The sequence below is a fragment of the Streptomyces sp. NPDC001415 genome (assembly GCF_053597395.1).
The window spans coordinates 17,267-33,489 of sequence record NZ_JBSFIE010000040.1; the positions used below are offsets into that span (position 1 = coordinate 17,267).

Consider the following 16,223-nt stretch of genomic DNA (forward strand, 5'->3'; position numbering starts at 1 on the left):
CTACCCTGGGGACATGCCGGTCACCTCCGTAGACAGCCGCACCGAACTCGCGGGGTTCGAAGCCGTAAGGCGGCAGGACCCCGAAATGGCCGACGTGCTGCTCGGCGAGGCCGAGCGGCAGGCCGCCTCGCTGCAGTTGATCGCCGCCGAGAACTTCACCTCGCCGGCCGTGCGCGCGGCTCTGGGCTCCCAACTGGGCAACAAGTACGCCGAGGGCTACCCCGGCGCCCGCCACCACGGCGGCTGCGAAGTCGTCGACGTCGCCGAGCGCATCGCCGTCGACCGCGCCAAAGCCCTGTTCGGGGCCGCCCACGCCAACGTACAGACGCATTCGGGGACTTCGGCGGTACTGGCGGCCTACGCGGCGCTCCTGAAGCCGGGAGACACCGTTCTGGCGATGGGGCTCCCCTTCGGCGGACACCTCACGCACGGCTCGCCCGCCAACTTCTCCGGGCGCTGGTTCGACTTCGTCGGGTACGGCGTCGAGCCGGACACCGGCCTCATCGACTACGGCGAGGTGTGGGACCTGGCGGTCGAGCACCGGCCCAAGGCGATCGTGTGCGGCTCGATCGCGTACCCCCGCCACCCGGACTACCAGGCCTTCCGCGAGATCGCCGACGACGTGGGCGCCTACCTCATCGCGGACGCCGCCCACCCCATCGGCCTGGTCGCCGGGGGAGCGGCGCCGAGCCCGGTCCCGTACGCCGACGTCGTGTGCGCCACCACCCACAAGGTGCTGCGCGGGCCGCGCGGCGGGCTGATCCTCTGCGGCAGTGACCTCGCCGCCCGCATCGACCGCGCCGTCTTCCCCTTCACGCAGGGCGGCGCCCAGATGCACACGATCGCCGCCAAGGCCATCGCCTTCGGCGAGGCGTCCACCCCCGCCTTCACCGCGTACGCCCACCAGGTGGTCGCCAACGCGCGCACGCTGGCCGAGGGGCTGCTCGCCGAGGGGTTCGGGGTGGTCACCGGCGGCACCGACACCCACCTCCTGCTCGCCGACCCGGCGCCGTTCGGCATCGACGGGCGCACCGCGCGCGGCCGGCTCGCGGGCGCCGGGCTCGTCCTGGACAGCTGCGCCCTGCCGCATGTGGACGCCCGCGGCATCCGGCTCGGCACCGCCGCCGTCACCACCCAGGGCATGGGGGAGGCGGAGATGGCCAGAATCGCGGTGCTGTTCGCGATGGCGATGCGAGAGGATCCCAAGGTGCGGGCGGAGGCAAGGGAACTGGCGGAAAGATTCCCTCCTCCTTGAGAAGGCCCGATCCCCATCCTCAAGAAGGCTCAAAAAGGATCCGCCTCTCCTCAAGAAGATCCACTTTCAGCGATCCGGGGCCTGCTCACCGGGTTCGCATACGGGAAAAATACGGGCTTATCCTCGCTGCGGCGGGATACCTGCAACCATGTGCCGGATACGAATGTCCTCAACCACATGCGCGCGAAGCTAGGGTGTGGGGCTGAGATGGCCAGCGATACCTCTGGGGCAGCCCGTGCGTGAATACCTGCTGACGCTCTGCGTCACGGCCGCGGTGACCTACCTGCTCACCGGGCCGGTGCGGAAGTTCGCCATCGCCGTCGGTGCGATGCCGGAGATTCGCGCGCGTGACGTGCACCGGGAGCCGACGCCGAGGCTCGGCGGCATCGCCATGTTCGGCGGCCTGTGCGCGGGTCTGCTCGTGGCCGACCACCTCGACGGCCTCAACGGCGTCTTCCAGTCCAACGAACCCCGGGCGCTGCTGTCCGGCGCCGCGCTGATCTGGCTGATCGGCGTCCTGGACGACAAGTTCGAGATCGACGCCCTGATCAAGCTCGGCGGCCAGATGATCGCCGCGGGCGTCATGGTCATGCAGGGTCTGACCATCCTCTGGCTGCCCATCCCCGGCATCGGCTCGGTCTCGCTGACGTCCTGGCAGGGCACTCTGCTCACGGTCGCGCTCGTTGTGATCACCATCAACGCGGTGAACTTCGTGGACGGCCTCGACGGCCTGGCCGCCGGCATGGTGTGCCTCGCGTCGGCGGCGTTCTTCATGTACGGCTACCGGATCTGGTACGGGTACGGAATCGAGGCGGCCGCCCCCGCCACCCTGTTCGCCGCCGTCCTCATGGGCATGTGCCTGGGCTTCCTGCCGCACAACATGCATCCGGCCAGGATCTTCATGGGCGACTCGGGCTCGATGCTGATCGGCCTGGTGCTCGCGGCCGGCGCGATCTCCATCACGGGGCAGGTCGACCCCGACGCGATGAAGCTCAACTTCGGCGGCACCCGCGATGCCACGCACGCGATGCTGCCGGTCTTCATCCCGCTGCTCATGCCGCTGTCGATCATCGCGATCCCGATGGCCGACCTCGTACTCGCCATCGTCCGCAGGACCTGGAACGGGCAGTCGCCGTTCGCCGCGGACCGCGGCCACCTGCACCATCGGCTCCTGGAGATCGGCCACTCGCACAGCCGGGCGGTGCTGATCATGTACTTCTGGTCGGCGCTCATCGCGTTCGGCGCGGTCGCCTACTCGGTGAACTCGGCGTCGATGTGGATCATGCTCGTGATCGTCGCGCTGAGCGCGGTCGGGCTCGTCCTGTTGCTGCTGCCGCGGTTCGCGCCGCGCACCCCTCAGTGGGCCGAGCGGTTCGTGCCGCCGCGCTACCGGCACGCGCGGGGCGAGCCCGAGACGGTGCACTCGCTCGCTTCCGAGGACGACGACGAGGTGCGCGGCGAGCGCACTCCTGTGGCCGCCGGGGTCTCCGGCGTCAACGGGGCGACCGCGATCGGCCCCCGTTCGCGTTTCCCCGACCGACGGAAGACCGGTGCGTCGCGCTGACGAATTGCCGCGTCGACGCCCAATACCAGACATCTCGCCGCCCGTTGCGCACAAACGCGCAGCGTCACTCTCAAGTGTGATGGGCAGCACACTTCCATGGTAAAGACCTCATCAAATAGTTTGTGATACGGTTCACGAGACCCGGCGCCAGAGCCGAAGGACCGTAGTGCGACGGTCCGTTGGCCCGAGGGACCAACTCGGCCCGGGCCTACGCTCGTCCATGACGACACCACTTTGCCCCCACCAGCAAGCGGAGCTGCCGCCATGCCGTCCAACGACGCACGCACTCTTCTCCAGACCGCCCTACCCACCGCTGCCGCGGGCGCTGTTGCCGCCGTGATCAGCGGTGTGGTCGCGGGCGGCAAGGGAGCGGTGGGTGCCATCGTCGCGACGCTGGTCGTGATCCTCTTCATGGGCATCGGACTCGTCGTCCTGGAACGCACTGCCAAATCGCTTCCGCATCTGTTCCAGGCCATGGGACTGATGCTGTACACCGCGCAGTTGCTCCTGCTCTTCATCTTTGTCGCGGTCTTCAAGAACACGACGCTGTTCAACCCCAAATGCTTTGCCGCAACCCTCGTCGCGCTGACCCTCGTCTGGATCGGCGCGCAGGCGCGTGCGCACATGAAGGCCAAGATCCTTTACGTCGAACCGGATACCGCTGAGGGCAACAAGCCCGAAAAGACGGGGCCGTCGACGTGAACGGTAGGGCCGGAATAAACGCGAGTTCAGGACCCTGCTATCGTCCGGTGCCAACTGCGGCACTGCGGGCGCGGGCATCTGAGCTGACGCCTGCTCAATCGCGAGGCTTGATGCCCGACCGCCGCCCCATCATCCGTAACACCAGTCCAGTGCCGAACCGCGGCTGCGCGCCGCGCCGACACATCGAGGTTGCCGTACCTATGCGCCACGCTGAAGGAGCCCGCGGTGAGTGCTGACCCGACGCAGGTGCTCGCCTTCGATCCGAGCTGCCACATCTTCCAGTCGAACGGCTGTGGCTTCGAGGGTCCCGGCCTGCACTCGTTCCTCTTCGAGCCGCTCTGGGGCGACACCAACGGCCTGTACTTCAACAAGCCGATGCTGCTGGCCCTGCTGGGCTCGCTGATCATCGTCGGCTTCTTCTGGGCGGCCTTCCGCAAGCCGAAGCTCGTTCCCGGCAAGTTCCAGATGGTCGCCGAGGCCGGCTACGACTTCGTACGCCGCGGCATCGTCTACGAGACGATCGGCAAGAAGGAGGGCGAGAAGTGGGTCCCCCTCATGGTCTCGATCTTCTTCTTCGTCTGGATGATGAACCTCTGGTCGATCGTCCCGGTCGCCCAGTTCCCGGTGACGTCGATCATCGCGTACCCGGCGGTCCTCGCGCTGATCGTCTACGTGATCTGGATGACGCTCACGTTCAAGCGCCACGGCTTCGTCGGCGGTTTCAAGAACCTGACCGGCTACGACAAGTCGCTGGGTGGCGTGCTGCCGCTGGTCATGGTCATCGAGTTCTTCTCGAACGTGCTGGTCCGCCCCTTCACTCACGCGGTGCGACTTTTCGCGAACATGTTCGCCGGTCACACCCTGCTGCTGCTGTTCACGATCGCCAGCTGGTACATGCTCAACGGCATCGGCATCGCGTACTCCGGCGTCTCCTTCGTGATGGTCGTCGTGATGACCGCGTTCGAGCTCTTCATCCAGGCCGTCCAGGCGTACGTGTTCGTGCTGCTGGCCTGCGTCTTCATCCAGGGCGCGCTCGCCGAGCACCACTGACCGCTCCCCTCCATACCCCCAGTCGTCCGGTGGCCAACCCCCACCGGTCCGTGAAAGAGAAGGAAGAACTGGCATGTCCCAGATCCTCGCTGCCTCCGATGGCGTCACCGGCTCGCTCAGCTCCATCGGGTACGGCCTCGCCGCGATCGGCCCCGGCGTCGGCGTCGGCATCATCTTCGGTAACGGCACGCAGGCTCTCGCCCGTCAGCCCGAAGCGGCCGGCCTGATCCGCGCCAACCAGATCCTCGGTTTCGCGTTCTGTGAGGCGCTGGCCCTGATCGGCCTCGTCATGCCGTTCGTCTACTAAGACGAACCACGACCAGACCGACCGACGAAAGGCACTGATGTGAACCTCACCATGGTTCAGCTGGCGGCCGAGGGCAAGGAAAACCCCCTCGTTCCGCCGTGGCCTGAGCTCGTCATCGGCCTCATCGCCTTCGTCATCGTCTTCGGCTTCCTCGCCAAGAAGCTCCTCCCGAACATCAACAAGGTTCTGGACGAGCGTCGCGAGGCCATCGAAGGCGGGATGGAGAAGGCCGAGGCCGCTCAGACCGAGGCCCAGAGCGTCCTTGAGCAGTACAAGGCGCAGCTCGCCGAGGCCCGCCACGAGGCTGCGCGCCTGCGCCAGGAGGCGACCGAGCAGGGCACCGCGCTCATCCAGGAGATGAGGGCGGAAGGCCAGCGGCAGCGTGAGGAGATCATCGCTGCCGGCCACGCCCAGATCGAGGCCGACCGCAAGGCCGCCGCGCACTCGCTCCGTCAGGACGTGGGCAAGCTGGCGACCGACCTGGCCGGCAAGCTGGTCGGCGAGTCCCTTGAGGACCACGCCCGCCAGAGCCGCACCATCGACCGTTTCCTCGGCGAGCTCGAAGAGAAGGCCGAGGCCGTCCGATGAACGGCGCGAGCCGCGAGGCACTGGCCGCCGCACGCGAGCGTCTCGACGCGCTGATGGACAACACGTCCGTCGACGCGGCGAAGCTCGGCGACGAGCTGGCCGCCGTCACCACGCTGCTCGACCGCGAGGTCTCGCTGCGTCGGGTCCTGACCGACCCGGCGCAGGCCGGCGAGGCCAGGGCCGAGCTGGCCGGGCGTCTGCTCGGCGGCCAGGTGGGCGGCGAGACCGCCGACCTGGTGGGCGGCATGGTCCGCTCCCGCTGGTCGCAGTCCCGTGACCTGGTGGACTCGCTGGAAGAACTGGCGGCCACCGCCGACCTCACCGCCGCGCAGCAGTCGGGCGCGCTGGACGACGTCGAGGACGAGCTGTTCCGGTTCGGCCGCATCGTCACCTCCAGCACCGAGCTGCGCTCCGCGCTCACCAGCCGCACCGCCACGGTCGCGGCCAAGAGCGAGCTGCTGCGCAGCCTGCTCGGCGGCAGGGCGAACCCGGTCACCGAGCGTCTGGTCGGCCGTCTTGTGACCCGGCCGCGTGGACGTAGCCTGGAAGCGGGACTGGAGTCCCTCTCCAAGCTCGCCGCACATCGCCGGGACCGGATGGTCGCCGTCGTCACCTCGGCGGTTCCGCTGACCGACGTCCAGAAGCAGCGCCTCGGTGCGGCTCTGGCGAAGATCTACGGCCGCCAGATGCACCTGAACCTCGACGTGGACCCCGAGGTCCTCGGCGGGATCTCGGTGCGCGTCGGCGACGAGGTCATCGAGGGCACCATCGCGGAGCGCCTCGAAGAGGCGAACCGACGGCTGGCGCGCTGACCTCGCGGTCGGCACAGCAACTGAATTAGCAACACCAGCGGCCCGGTTGGGCCGTGCAGAAATTGCAGAAGATTCCTGGGGGTCGGCCCCCAGACCCCCTTAGAAACTTCGGGCCCAACAAGGAGAGCAGGGAACCCAGATGGCGGAGCTCACGATCCGGCCGGAGGAGATCCGGGACGCGCTGGAGACCTTTGTCCAGTCGTACCAGCCGGACGCGGCCTCGCGCGAGGAGGTCGGTACGGTCAGCGTTGCCGGTGACGGCATCGCGAAGGTCGAGGGTCTTCCCTCGGCCATGGCGAACGAGCTGCTGCGGTTCGAGGACGGAACCCTTGGTCTCGCCCTCAACCTTGAGGAGCGCGAGATCGGTGCGATCGTCCTCGGCGAGTTCAGCGGAATCGAAGAGGGCCAGCCGGTGCAGCGCACCGGTGAGGTGCTCTCGGTCGGCGTAGGCGAGGGCTACCTCGGCCGCGTCGTCGACCCGCTCGGCAACCCGATCGACGGCCTCGGCGAGATCGAGACCGACGGCCGCCGCGCCCTGGAGCTGCAGGCTCCGGGCGTCATGGTCCGTAAGTCGGTGCACGAGCCGATGGCGACCGGTTACAAGGCCGTCGACGCGATGGTGCCGATCGGCCGTGGCCAGCGTCAGCTGATCATTGGTGACCGTCAGACCGGCAAGACCGCTCTGGCCGTCGACACGATCATCAACCAGCGCGACAACTGGCGTTCGGGCGACCCGAAGAAGCAGGTCCGCTGCATCTACGTCGCCATCGGCCAGAAGGGCTCGACCATCGCCTCCGTGCGTGGCGCCCTGGAAGAGGCCGGCGCGCTGGAGTACACGACGATCGTCGCCGCGCCCGCGTCCGACCCGGCCGGCTTCAAGTACCTTGCCCCGTACACCGGTTCGGCCATCGGCCAGCACTGGATGTACGACGGCAAGCACGTCCTCATCATCTTCGACGACCTGTCGAAGCAGGCCGACGCCTACCGCGCCGTGTCCCTGCTGCTGCGCCGTCCGCCGGGCCGCGAGGCCTACCCGGGTGACGTCTTCTACCTGCACTCGCGTCTGCTTGAGCGCTGCGCGAAGCTGTCGGACGAGATGGGCGCCGGCTCGATGACGGGTCTGCCGATCGTCGAGACCAAGGCGAACGACGTGTCGGCGTTCATCCCGACCAACGTCATCTCCATCACCGACGGCCAGTGCTTCCTGGAGTCGGACCTGTTCAACGCCGGTCAGCGCCCCGCGCTGAACGTCGGTATCTCCGTCTCCCGAGTCGGTGGTTCCGCGCAGCACAAGGCGATGCGCCAGGTGTCCGGCCGACTGCGTGTCGACCTCGCCCAGTACCGCGAGCTGGAGGCGTTCGCCGCCTTCGGTTCCGACCTGGACGCCGCTTCCAAGGCCTCCCTTGAGCGCGGCAAGCGCATGGTCGAGCTGCTGAAGCAGCCGCAGTACTCGCCGTTCCCGGTCGAGGAGCAGGTCGTCTCCATCTGGGCCGGCACCACCGGCAAGATGGACGACGTCCCGGTCGAGGACATCCGCCGCTTCGAGGCCGAGCTGCTGGAGTACCTGCGCCGCGAGCGCAAGGAGCTCCTCACCTCGATCGCCGAGGGCGCGAAGATGTCGGACGACACCCTGCAGTCGGTGGGCGACGCCATCGCCGGCTTCAAGCGTCAGTTCGAGACCTCGGACGGCAAGCTCCTCGGCGACGACACGCCGGTCAGCACCAGCAAGTGACGACGACGGAAGGGACCTGACTCATGGGAGCCCAGCTCCGGGTCTACAAGCGTCGCATCCGATCCGTCACCGCGACCAAGAAGATCACCAAGGCGATGGAAATGATCGCCGCCTCGCGCATCGTCAAGGCGCAGCGCCAGGTGGCGGCCTCCACGCCGTACGCGACCGAGCTCACCCGTGCGGTGACCGCGGTGGCGACCGGCTCCACCACCAAGCACCCGCTCACCACCGAGGCCGAGGCCCCGGCCCGCGCCGCGGTTCTGCTCATCACGAGCGACCGCGGTCTGGCCGGCGGCTACTCCTCCAACGCCATCAAGGCGGCGGAGCGGCTGACGGAGCGGCTGCGCGGCGAGGGCAAGGAGGTCGACACGTACATCGTCGGCCGCAAGGGTGTCGCCTACTACGGCTTCCGTGAGCGCAAGGTCTCGGATTCGTGGACGGGCTTCACCGACAGCCCCACGTACGCGGACGCCAAGCAGGTGGCCGCACCGCTGATCGAGGCCATCCAGACGGAGACGGCCGAGGGCGGTGCGGACGAACTGCACATCGTCTTCACGGAGTTCGTGTCGATGATGACGCAGACGCCGGTCGACAACCGGATGCTGCCGCTGTCGCTGGACACGGCTCAGGAGACTGAGACGTCCGGCACGGGGGGCGCGAAGGACCAGATCCTTCCGCTCTTCGACTTCGAGCCGTCGGCGGAGGACGTCCTCGACGCCCTGCTGCCGCGCTACGTCGAAAGCCGCATCTACAACGCGCTGCTGCAGTCGGCTGCTTCCGAGCACGCCGCCCGCCGCCGCGCGATGAAGTCGGCCACCGACAACGCCGGGGAGCTCATCAAGAGCCTCTCCCGGCTTGCCAACGCGGCCCGCCAGGCCGAAATCACCCAGGAAATCAGCGAGATCGTCGGTGGCTCCAGTGCGCTGGCCGACGCGACCGCGGGGAGTGACAAGTAATGACGACCACTGTTGAGACGGCCGTTGCCACGGGCCGCGTCGCCCGGGTCATCGGCCCGGTCGTCGACGTGGAGTTCCCCGTCGACGCGATGCCGGAAATCTACAACGCGCTGCACGTCCAGGTGGCCGACCCGGCCGAGGACGGCAAGCTCAAGACGCTGACGCTCGAAGTCGCCCAGCACCTGGGTGACGGCATCGTCCGCGCGATCTCGATGCAGCCCACCGACGGTCTGGTCCGCCAGGCCCCGGTGACCGACACGGGCGACGGCATCACGGTGCCGGTCGGCGACTTCACCAAGGGCAAGGTGTTCAACACCCTCGGTGAGGTGCTGAACAAGCCCGAGGAGAACGCCAACATCGGCGAGCGCTGGCCGATCCACCGCAAGGCGCCCAACTTCGACCAGCTTGAGTCCAAGACCGAGATGTTCGAGACCGGCGTCAAGGTCATCGACCTTCTCACCCCGTACGTCAAGGGTGGAAAGATCGGCCTGTTCGGTGGTGCCGGTGTCGGCAAGACCGTCCTCATCCAGGAAATGATCTACCGCGTGGCCAACAACCACGACGGTGTGTCGGTGTTCGCCGGTGTCGGCGAGCGCACCCGTGAGGGCAACGACCTCATCGAGGAAATGCAGGACTCGGGCGTCATCGACAAGACCGCCCTGGTCTTCGGTCAGATGGACGAGCCGCCGGGCACGCGTCTTCGGGTCGCCCTGGCCGGTCTGACGATGGCGGAGTACTTCCGTGACGTCCAGAAGCAGGACGTCCTCTTCTTCATCGACAACATCTTCCGGTACACCCAGGCGGGTTCCGAGGTGTCGACCCTGCTCGGCCGCATGCCCTCCGCGGTGGGTTACCAGCCGAACCTGGCCGACGAGATGGGTCTCCTCCAGGAGCGCATCACCTCGACCCGTGGTCACTCGATCACCTCGATGCAGGCGATCTACGTCCCCGCGGACGACCTGACCGACCCGGCCCCGGCCACCACCTTCGCCCACCTGGACGCGACGACGGTTCTCTCCCGTCCGATCTCCGAGAAGGGCATCTACCCGGCCGTGGACCCGCTGGACTCCACGTCCCGGATCCTGGACCCGCGCTACATCGCGCAGGAGCACTACGACGCCGCCATGCGCGTCAAGACGATCCTGCAGAAGTACAAGGACCTCCAGGACATCATCGCCATCCTCGGCATCGACGAGCTCGGCGAAGAGGACAAGCTGGTCGTGCACCGCGCCCGCCGCGTGGAGCGCTTCCTGTCGCAGAACACGCACGTCGCCAAGCAGTTCACCGGCGTCGACGGTTCGGACGTCCCGCTGGACGAGTCGATCACGGCGTTCAACCAGATCTGCGACGGCGAGTACGACCACTTCCCCGAGCAGGCGTTCTTCATGTGCGGTGGCCTGGAAGACCTCAAGGCCAACGCCAAGGAGCTGGGCGTCTCCTGACGCGCCCGACCGCGTGGAGGGGCGGGTGCGTCCCGCCCCTCCGCGTATCGCGTACTGAGAACTGACTAGAATTGTCCCAACACCCGGCCGAACCGCCGGGTGGTGACCCGAGGAGCCAACCATGGCTACTGAGCTGCACGTCGAGCTCGTCGCCGCGGACCGCAGTGTCTGGTCCGGCGAGGCCACCCTGGTCGTCGCGCGCACCACGTCCGGCGACATCGGCGTCATGCCCGGTCACCAGCCGCTCCTTGGTGTGCTGGAGTCGGGCCCGGTGATGATCCGTACGAGCGAGGGCAGCACCGTCGTCGCGGCGGTGCACGGTGGATTCATCTCCTTCGCCGACAACAAGCTGTCGCTGCTCGCGGAGATCGCCGAGCTGGCGGACGAGATCGATGTCCAGCGCGCCGAGCGTGCGCTGGAGAGCGCGAAGTCGGAGTCGGACGCCGCCGCCGAGCGGCGCGCCGATGTACGACTGCGTGCGGTGGCGGTGCGCTAGCACCCCCGCCGGAGATTTCCCTCAGCCGCGGCTCGGTCCGGAATTTTCCGGAGCCGGTCGCGGCTGAGGCGATGCAGGCAGATTTTTCCGTTGCTGGATTACTGGTTGAGCGAGGAGGTCGGTGTAGATGACTCTCGCTCTGCTTGTGTGTGGTCTGGTCGTCGCGCTGGTACTGGTGGGACTCTTCGTCTTCGGTCTGCGCCGGCGGCTGATCCAGCGCTCGGGCGGCACGTTCGACTGCAGTCTGCGCTGGGGTCTTCCGGAGACGCCGGACACCAGCGGCAAGGGCTGGGTGTACGGGGTGGCCCGCTACAACGGCGACCGGATCGAGTGGTTCCGCGTCTTCTCCTACGCGCCCCGGCCGCGCCGCGTTCTTGAGCGGTCGGCCATCGATGTGGTGGCCCGGCGGCTGCCCGAGGGCGAGGAGGAACTCGCCCTGCTCTCCGACGCGATCATTCTGGGTTGTACGCATCGGGGTACGCGGCTTGAGCTCGCCATGAGCGAGGATGCGCTGACGGGGTTCCTGGCGTGGCTGGAGGCGGCGCCGCCGGGCCAACGGGTGAACGTGGCGTAGCCGGTCTTTCCCCTCCCCGCTGTGACACTCTGCGGCTCCGCCGCGTGGCCTCCGGGGGTCTGGGGGGGGGCGGAGCCCCCAGAAGGCAGGGGACGGGCCCGCCTTCCGGGGGTCCGGATCAGTTCAGGCCCGCGGACATGGCCGAGAGCAGCTCAGCATTCGACGTATCCCCGCTGAACTCCCAGAAGAACGCCCCCCTGAGCCCCTGGTTCTTCGCGTACGTCATCTTCCCGGCGATCGTCGACGGGGTGTCGTAGCTCCACCAGTTGGACCCGCAGTGGGCGTACGCCGTGCCCGCGATCGTGCCCGTCACCGGGCAGGCGCTCTTGAGGACCTTGTAGTCCTCGATGCCCTGCTCGTATGTGCCGGGGGCCGGGCCCGTCGCCGTGCCGCCGGGGGCGTCCTGTGTGACGCCCGTCCAGCCTCGGCCGTAGAAGCCGATGCCCAGGTTGAGCTTGTTCGACGGGACGCCCTTCGACTTGTACTTCTGGATCGCCGCGTCCGTGTTGAAGCCCGCGATCGGGATGCCGTTGTACGAGGTGAGCGGGGAGTGCGGGGCTGTGGGGCCCTTCGCGTCCCACGCGCCGAAGAAGTCGTACGTCATCACGTTGTACCAGTCGACGTAACTCGCCGCGCCCCCGTAGTCGGCCGCGTCCATCTTGCCGCCGGTCGAGCCGTCGGCGGTGACGGCGGCCGTGACCAGTGCCGAGCCGCCGAACTTGGCGCGCAGCGCGGCGAGGAGGTTCTTCAGGGCCGCCGGACCGCTGGTGTCGCAGGACAGGCCGCAGGCGTTCGGGTACTCCCAGTCGATGTCGATGCCGTCGAACACGTCCGCCCAGCGCGGGTCCTTGACCAGGTTGTAGCAGGAGTTCGCGAAGGCGGTCGGGTTGGCCGCCGCCTGCCCGAAGCCGCCGGACCAGGTCCAGCCGCCGAAGGACCAGAGGACCTTGATGTTCGGGTACTTCTTCTTCAGCTCGCGGAGCTGGTTGATGTTGCCCGCGACCGGCTGGTCCCAGGTGTCGGCGGTGCCGTCCACGCTGGAGGAGGCGTCGTACGTCTTCTGGTAGTCGGCGTAGGCGTCACCGATGGCGCACTGGCCGTTGGTCACGTTGCCGAACGCGTAGTTGATGTGGGTCAGCTTGCTCGCCGAACCCGAGGTCACGATGTTCTTCACCTGGTAGTTGCGCTGGTAGATGCCCCAGTCGGTGAAGTAGCCGAGCTTGACCGTGGATCCCGGGTCCGGGTTGCCTCCGCCCCCGGTGGTCGTCACGGTGACCGAGCCCGAGGAGGGGCCCGTCTGGTCGGCGGTGTCGCGGGCGGTCACGCTGTAGGTGTAGGTGGTCCCGGCCGTCAGACCCGTGTCGGTGTACGTCGTGCCGGTGACGGTCGCGATCTTGGTCGAGCCCCGGTAGACGTCGTAGTTCTTGACGCCCTTGTCGTCGGTCGCGGCCGACCAGGACAGCGAGACGCCGGTGTTGGTGACGTTGCTCGCGGTCGGGGTGCCGGGCGCGGACGGCGGGTTGTCGCCCGGGGTCGAACCCCCGTCGCAGGAGCCGCCGTTGAGCTTGCAGCCCGAGGGCGAGCCCGAGCCCGCACCGTTGAAGCCGAAGCTCACGCTGGCGCCGGGCGCGAGGGTGCCGTTGTAGGACTTGTTCTTGGCGGTCCAGTGGGTGCCGGAGTTGGTGACGTCCGCGTCCCAGGCCGAGGTCACGGACGTACCCGAGGGGTAGTCCCATTCCACGGTCCAGGAGCTGAGGGTGGTGGTGCCGGTGTTCTTGATGGTCCAGCCGGCCCCGAATCCCGTGCCCCAGTCCGAGGACTTGGCGTACGTGGCTGTCGCCGAGGTGGCGGCTTCGGCGGGGGAGGCGAGGCCCACGAGGGCGGCCAGGGGGAGGGCGAGTGCGGTCAGGGCCGCTGCGGCTCTTGATCTGAAGCGCGTACGGAGGTGACGTGCGGTTCTCAAGGCTGCTCCCGAATGGTGCGACGGTGGTGGGGGTGGGACCCTGCTCCGTCCGGTGGGCTTGCCTCAGGGATGGCGCGCCCACCAGCAGTGTGCGGTGAGCGTAGAAAGGTCTGTACCAACCGTCAAGAGGTCCAGACCTCCGACGGCACATCAGTCCCTAGATGTCCAACTCCTGGGCCAGTACGGCCGCTTGAACCCTGCTGCGCAGCTTCAGCTTGCCCAGGAGTCTGCTGACGTGTGTCTTCACCGTCGCCTCCGCCATGTCGAGGCGTACCGCGATCTCCGCGTTGGACAGGCCCCGGCCCAGACACGAGAGGACCTCGCCCTCGCGCCGGGTCAGGGTGTCGAGCGCGGCCGGGCGGCGCGGGGCGACCTGGCGCGGGGTCGAGGCGAACTCCGCGATGAGGCGGCGGGTCACGGCCGGGGCGATCAGCCCCTCGCCGCGCGCCACCGTCCGCACCGCCTCGATCAGGTCCTTCGCGTCCGTGTTCTTGAGCAGGAAGCCCGAAGCCCCCGCGCGCAGCGCCCCGAAGACGTACTCGTCCAGGTCGAAGGTGGTCAGGACCAGGACGTCGGCGAGCTGCTCGCCGGTGACGACGCCGGTCGCCGAGACCCCGTCCAGCTTCGGCATCTGAACGTCCATCAGGACGAGGTCGGGCCGCAGTTCGCGGGCGAGCTCAACCGCGCGCTCGCCGTCCGCCGCCTCGCCGACCACCTCGATGTCGGGGGCGCTGGAGAGGATCAGGACGAGCCCGGCCCGTACCGCCGACTGGTCCTCGGCGACCAGTACCCGGATCGTCATGCGCTCAACTCCCTTTCATCGGCGGGCAGTTGGGCCCGCACTTGCCAGATCTTGGTGCCGTCCGGCGCCGACTCGGGGCCCGCGGTGAAGGTCCCGTCGAGCAGTTCGGTCCGCTCGCGCATCCCTATGAGCCCAGCCCCGGAACCCGGTGCGCGCGGGCCCGGCCGGTCGCCGTACAGGCTGGTGACGCACACCGTGAGCAGCCCGTCCGCGTGGGCCAGCGCCACCTCGACGGTGCCGGGCGCCGCGTGCTTGAGCGCGTTGGTCAGGGACTCCTGGACGATCCGGTAGGCGGCCAGTTCCACCGGCGCGGGCAGCGGGCCGTCCTGCGCGCGCCGGTCGTCGAGCGCGAAGTAGAGCCCGCTGTCGGCGCCGTTGGTGCGCGCCTGGGCGATGAGCGCGTCGAGCCCGGCCAGGGTGGGCGCGGCGGTGGGCTCGTCGTGGCCGCTGGTGTCGCGGAGGAGCCCGATGAGCCGGCGCATCTCGGCGAGCCCGTCCACGCTGTTCTCGCGGATCACCGAAAGCGCCTGCCGGGTTGTTGCAGGATCGTCGAGGGAGAGCGCGGCCGTGGAGTGGATGGCGATCGCCGAGAGGTGGTTGGCCACCATGTCGTGCAGCTCGCGGGCCATCCGGGCGCGCTCGGCGGCCACGGCCTGGCTGCGGTCCAACTCGGCGAGCAGCGCGGTCTGTTCGGCCCGCAGCCGGGCGCTCTCGGCGGCCTCGCGGTGATTGCGTACGAGGACCCCGGTGGTCGCGGGCGCGAACGAGACCAGGCCGGTGACCACGCCGATGAGCAGCGCCTCCGGCTGGCGGAACCAGGCGTAGAACCCGATCGTCATGCCCACCGTGATCAGCCCGGTGGTGACCGGGATGCGGCGGGCGGCGGCCGGGGTGCCGTACACGACGGCCGCGTACACGAGGTCGGTGAACATCACGACCGTCGCCAGGCTGCCCGGCGTGAACTGGTCCGCGACCAGCACGCAGGTGCCGGTGACCAGGGCGGTCTGTGGCGCGGTGCGGCGCAGCAGTTCGAGGCCCGCCATCAGGGTCAGCGGCACCAGCACCCAGGCGTCGGTCAGCGGGCGGCCGCCCTGGGTGTGCAGGCCGACAGCCCACAGGACGAGCCCGCCGAGCAGTCCGGCCCCGGCGACGAGGACGTCGTCGTGGTGCGGACGGGAGAAGGGTTTCACGGTCCCATCCAACACGGTCGCCGGGCCGCGGGCCTCCCCGTACCGGGCGATGTGCCGCTACATCGAAGGATGCAGTTCCCTTTCGTCACTGGTGACGACGAAGGGGCGCCGGACGCGGGCGAGCCTTGAGGAGTACGAGAGGAGACCGCCGTGATCGTCACGCTGATCATCGCCTGTGAAGTCGGCTTCTGGGTTCTGCTGGCCGCGGGTCTCGCCCTGCGCTACCTCGCCAGGATGCGGAGGGCGAGCGTGGCGGTGCTTCTGTGCGAGCCGCTCCTGGAGGTGGTGCTGCTCGTGGTGACCGCCGTCGACCTGAAGAACGGCGCGCAGCCGGACTGGAAGCACGGCCTCGCCGCCGTCTACATCGGCTTCTCGGCCGGAATGGGCCACTACATGGTGACCCGCGCCGACGCCTGGGTCGCCTACCGCTTCGCGGACGGCCCGAGGCCCGCCAAGGCACCCAAGGGCGGCATCGCGAGGATCGCGTACGAGTGGAAGATGGCGGGCCGCTTCACCGCTGCCTCCCTCCTCGCGATCGCCCTGCTCCAGGCCGCGATCTGGTACGTCGGCGGGGACGGCAGCGCCGACTCGCTGCGGATGTGGCAGCAGAAGATGCTGTGGGTGATCGGCATCAACGTGATCATCGCGCTGAGCTACACGCTGTTCCCGAAGAAGGCCGTCGAGGGGAAGGCGAAGCCCTCGGTGTTCGACCGGCTCCTGAAGCCCGCGTCGGACAGGTCCGGGCCGCACACAGGCGGGGACCGTACCCTGACCCGGCGGTAGCCGGATG

General features: G+C 68.6%; 16 protein-coding genes. 13 read left to right on the plus strand and 3 right to left on the minus strand.

What is annotated here, in order from left to right; translation table 11 throughout:
• Window positions 1-13 precede the first annotated feature (13 nt).
• The 12 genes from ACWC2B_RS33105 (at window position 14) to ACWC2B_RS33160 (ending at window position 11,478) form a co-directional block, all read left to right on the plus strand.
• Window positions 14-1,255 (plus strand): serine hydroxymethyltransferase, encoded by a 1,242-nt coding sequence (locus tag ACWC2B_RS33105; RefSeq protein ID WP_450723177.1) that lies wholly within the window; start codon window positions 14-16, stop codon window positions 1,253-1,255.
• 223 nt (window positions 1,256-1,478) lie between these two features.
• Window positions 1,479-2,819, plus strand: a complete 1,341-nt coding sequence (locus ACWC2B_RS33110) for an MraY family glycosyltransferase (protein WP_450723253.1) — start codon at window positions 1,479-1,481, stop codon at window positions 2,817-2,819.
• Window positions 2,820-3,083: 264 nt separating this feature from the next.
• A complete protein-coding gene (locus ACWC2B_RS33115; RefSeq protein WP_398879228.1) occupies window positions 3,084-3,521 on the plus strand; it encodes a hypothetical protein in 438 nt (145 codons plus the stop codon).
• A 225-nt stretch (window positions 3,522-3,746) separates the two neighbouring features.
• Window positions 3,747-4,571: a F0F1 ATP synthase subunit A gene (gene atpB / locus ACWC2B_RS33120; RefSeq protein ID WP_450723179.1), complete on the plus strand. Its 825-nt coding sequence runs from the start codon at window positions 3,747-3,749 to the stop codon at window positions 4,569-4,571.
• A 73-nt stretch (window positions 4,572-4,644) separates the two neighbouring features.
• Window positions 4,645-4,878, plus strand: coding sequence for an ATP synthase F0 subunit C (gene atpE / locus ACWC2B_RS33125; protein WP_053726990.1), 234 nt, complete (start codon window positions 4,645-4,647; stop codon window positions 4,876-4,878).
• Between the two features lie 51 nt (window positions 4,879-4,929).
• Window positions 4,930-5,466, plus strand: coding sequence for a F0F1 ATP synthase subunit B (locus ACWC2B_RS33130; RefSeq protein ID WP_063802014.1), 537 nt, complete (start codon window positions 4,930-4,932; stop codon window positions 5,464-5,466).
• Window positions 5,463-6,278 (plus strand): F0F1 ATP synthase subunit delta, encoded by an 816-nt coding sequence (locus ACWC2B_RS33135; protein WP_450723182.1) that lies wholly within the window; start codon window positions 5,463-5,465, stop codon window positions 6,276-6,278. Before ACWC2B_RS33130 ends, ACWC2B_RS33135 begins: the two co-directional genes overlap by 4 nt.
• A gap of 139 nt (window positions 6,279-6,417) precedes the next feature.
• Entirely contained in the window at window positions 6,418-8,010 is a 1,593-nt protein-coding gene (gene atpA / locus ACWC2B_RS33140; protein ID WP_450723184.1) for a F0F1 ATP synthase subunit alpha, read from the plus strand.
• A 23-nt stretch (window positions 8,011-8,033) separates the two neighbouring features.
• Window positions 8,034-8,966, plus strand: coding sequence for a F0F1 ATP synthase subunit gamma (locus ACWC2B_RS33145; RefSeq protein WP_450723186.1), 933 nt, complete (start codon window positions 8,034-8,036; stop codon window positions 8,964-8,966).
• On the plus strand, window positions 8,966-10,408 hold the full coding sequence (gene atpD, locus ACWC2B_RS33150) for a F0F1 ATP synthase subunit beta (protein WP_386155168.1): 1,443 nt from the start codon (window positions 8,966-8,968) through the stop codon (window positions 10,406-10,408). Before ACWC2B_RS33145 ends, atpD begins: the two co-directional genes overlap by 1 nt.
• 121 nt (window positions 10,409-10,529) lie before the next feature.
• Window positions 10,530-10,904, plus strand: a complete 375-nt coding sequence (locus ACWC2B_RS33155) for a F0F1 ATP synthase subunit epsilon (RefSeq protein WP_100577446.1) — start codon at window positions 10,530-10,532, stop codon at window positions 10,902-10,904.
• 127 nt (window positions 10,905-11,031) lie between these two features.
• Entirely contained in the window at window positions 11,032-11,478 is a 447-nt protein-coding gene (locus ACWC2B_RS33160; protein ID WP_053726997.1) for a DUF2550 domain-containing protein, read from the plus strand.
• 118 nt (window positions 11,479-11,596) lie between these two features.
• Here the strand turns inward: ACWC2B_RS33160 and ACWC2B_RS33165 are convergent, their stop codons facing one another.
• The 3 genes from ACWC2B_RS33165 to ACWC2B_RS33175 all read right to left on the minus strand — a co-directional run bounded on the left by ACWC2B_RS33165 (window position 11,597) and on the right by ACWC2B_RS33175 (window position 15,433).
• Window positions 11,597-13,441 carry a glycosyl hydrolase family 18 protein gene (locus ACWC2B_RS33165; RefSeq protein ID WP_450723189.1) on the minus strand — a complete coding sequence of 615 codons (1,845 nt, stop codon included), beginning with the start codon at window positions 13,439-13,441 and terminating at the stop codon, window positions 11,597-11,599.
• 157 nt (window positions 13,442-13,598) lie between these two features.
• Window positions 13,599-14,243, minus strand: coding sequence for a response regulator (locus ACWC2B_RS33170; RefSeq protein WP_450723191.1), 645 nt, complete (start codon window positions 14,241-14,243; stop codon window positions 13,599-13,601).
• The gene (locus ACWC2B_RS33175) at window positions 14,240-15,433 is read right to left on the minus strand and encodes a sensor histidine kinase (protein ID WP_450723193.1); all 1,194 of its coding nucleotides are present in this window, start codon (window positions 15,431-15,433) and stop codon (window positions 14,240-14,242) included. Before ACWC2B_RS33175 ends, ACWC2B_RS33170 begins: the two co-directional genes overlap by 4 nt.
• Before the next feature lie 150 nt (window positions 15,434-15,583).
• Between ACWC2B_RS33175 and ACWC2B_RS33180 the strand changes: the two genes are divergently transcribed.
• Window positions 15,584-16,216, plus strand: a complete 633-nt coding sequence (locus tag ACWC2B_RS33180; protein WP_450723195.1) for a hypothetical protein — start codon at window positions 15,584-15,586, stop codon at window positions 16,214-16,216.
• Window positions 16,217-16,223 lie beyond the last annotated feature (7 nt).

Coding starts and splice junctions, on each gene's coding strand:
- ACWC2B_RS33135 (WP_450723182.1), top strand. CDS start 5,463: ATGAACGGCGCGAGCCGCGAGGCACTGGCCGCCGCACGCGAGCGTCTC.
- ACWC2B_RS33115 (WP_398879228.1), top strand. CDS start 3,084: ATGCCGTCCAACGACGCACGCACTCTTCTCCAGACCGCCCTACCCACC.
- atpE (WP_053726990.1), top strand. CDS start 4,645: ATGTCCCAGATCCTCGCTGCCTCCGATGGCGTCACCGGCTCGCTCAGC.
- atpA (WP_450723184.1), top strand. CDS start 6,418: ATGGCGGAGCTCACGATCCGGCCGGAGGAGATCCGGGACGCGCTGGAG.
- ACWC2B_RS33155 (WP_100577446.1), top strand. CDS start 10,530: ATGGCTACTGAGCTGCACGTCGAGCTCGTCGCCGCGGACCGCAGTGTC.
- ACWC2B_RS33105 (WP_450723177.1), top strand. CDS start 14: ATGCCGGTCACCTCCGTAGACAGCCGCACCGAACTCGCGGGGTTCGAA.
- ACWC2B_RS33130 (WP_063802014.1), top strand. CDS start 4,930: ATGGTTCAGCTGGCGGCCGAGGGCAAGGAAAACCCCCTCGTTCCGCCG.
- ACWC2B_RS33160 (WP_053726997.1), top strand. CDS start 11,032: ATGACTCTCGCTCTGCTTGTGTGTGGTCTGGTCGTCGCGCTGGTACTG.
- atpD (WP_386155168.1), top strand. CDS start 8,966: ATGACGACCACTGTTGAGACGGCCGTTGCCACGGGCCGCGTCGCCCGG.
- ACWC2B_RS33145 (WP_450723186.1), top strand. CDS start 8,034: ATGGGAGCCCAGCTCCGGGTCTACAAGCGTCGCATCCGATCCGTCACC.
- ACWC2B_RS33170 (WP_450723191.1), bottom strand. CDS start 14,243: ATGACGATCCGGGTACTGGTCGCCGAGGACCAGTCGGCGGTACGGGCC.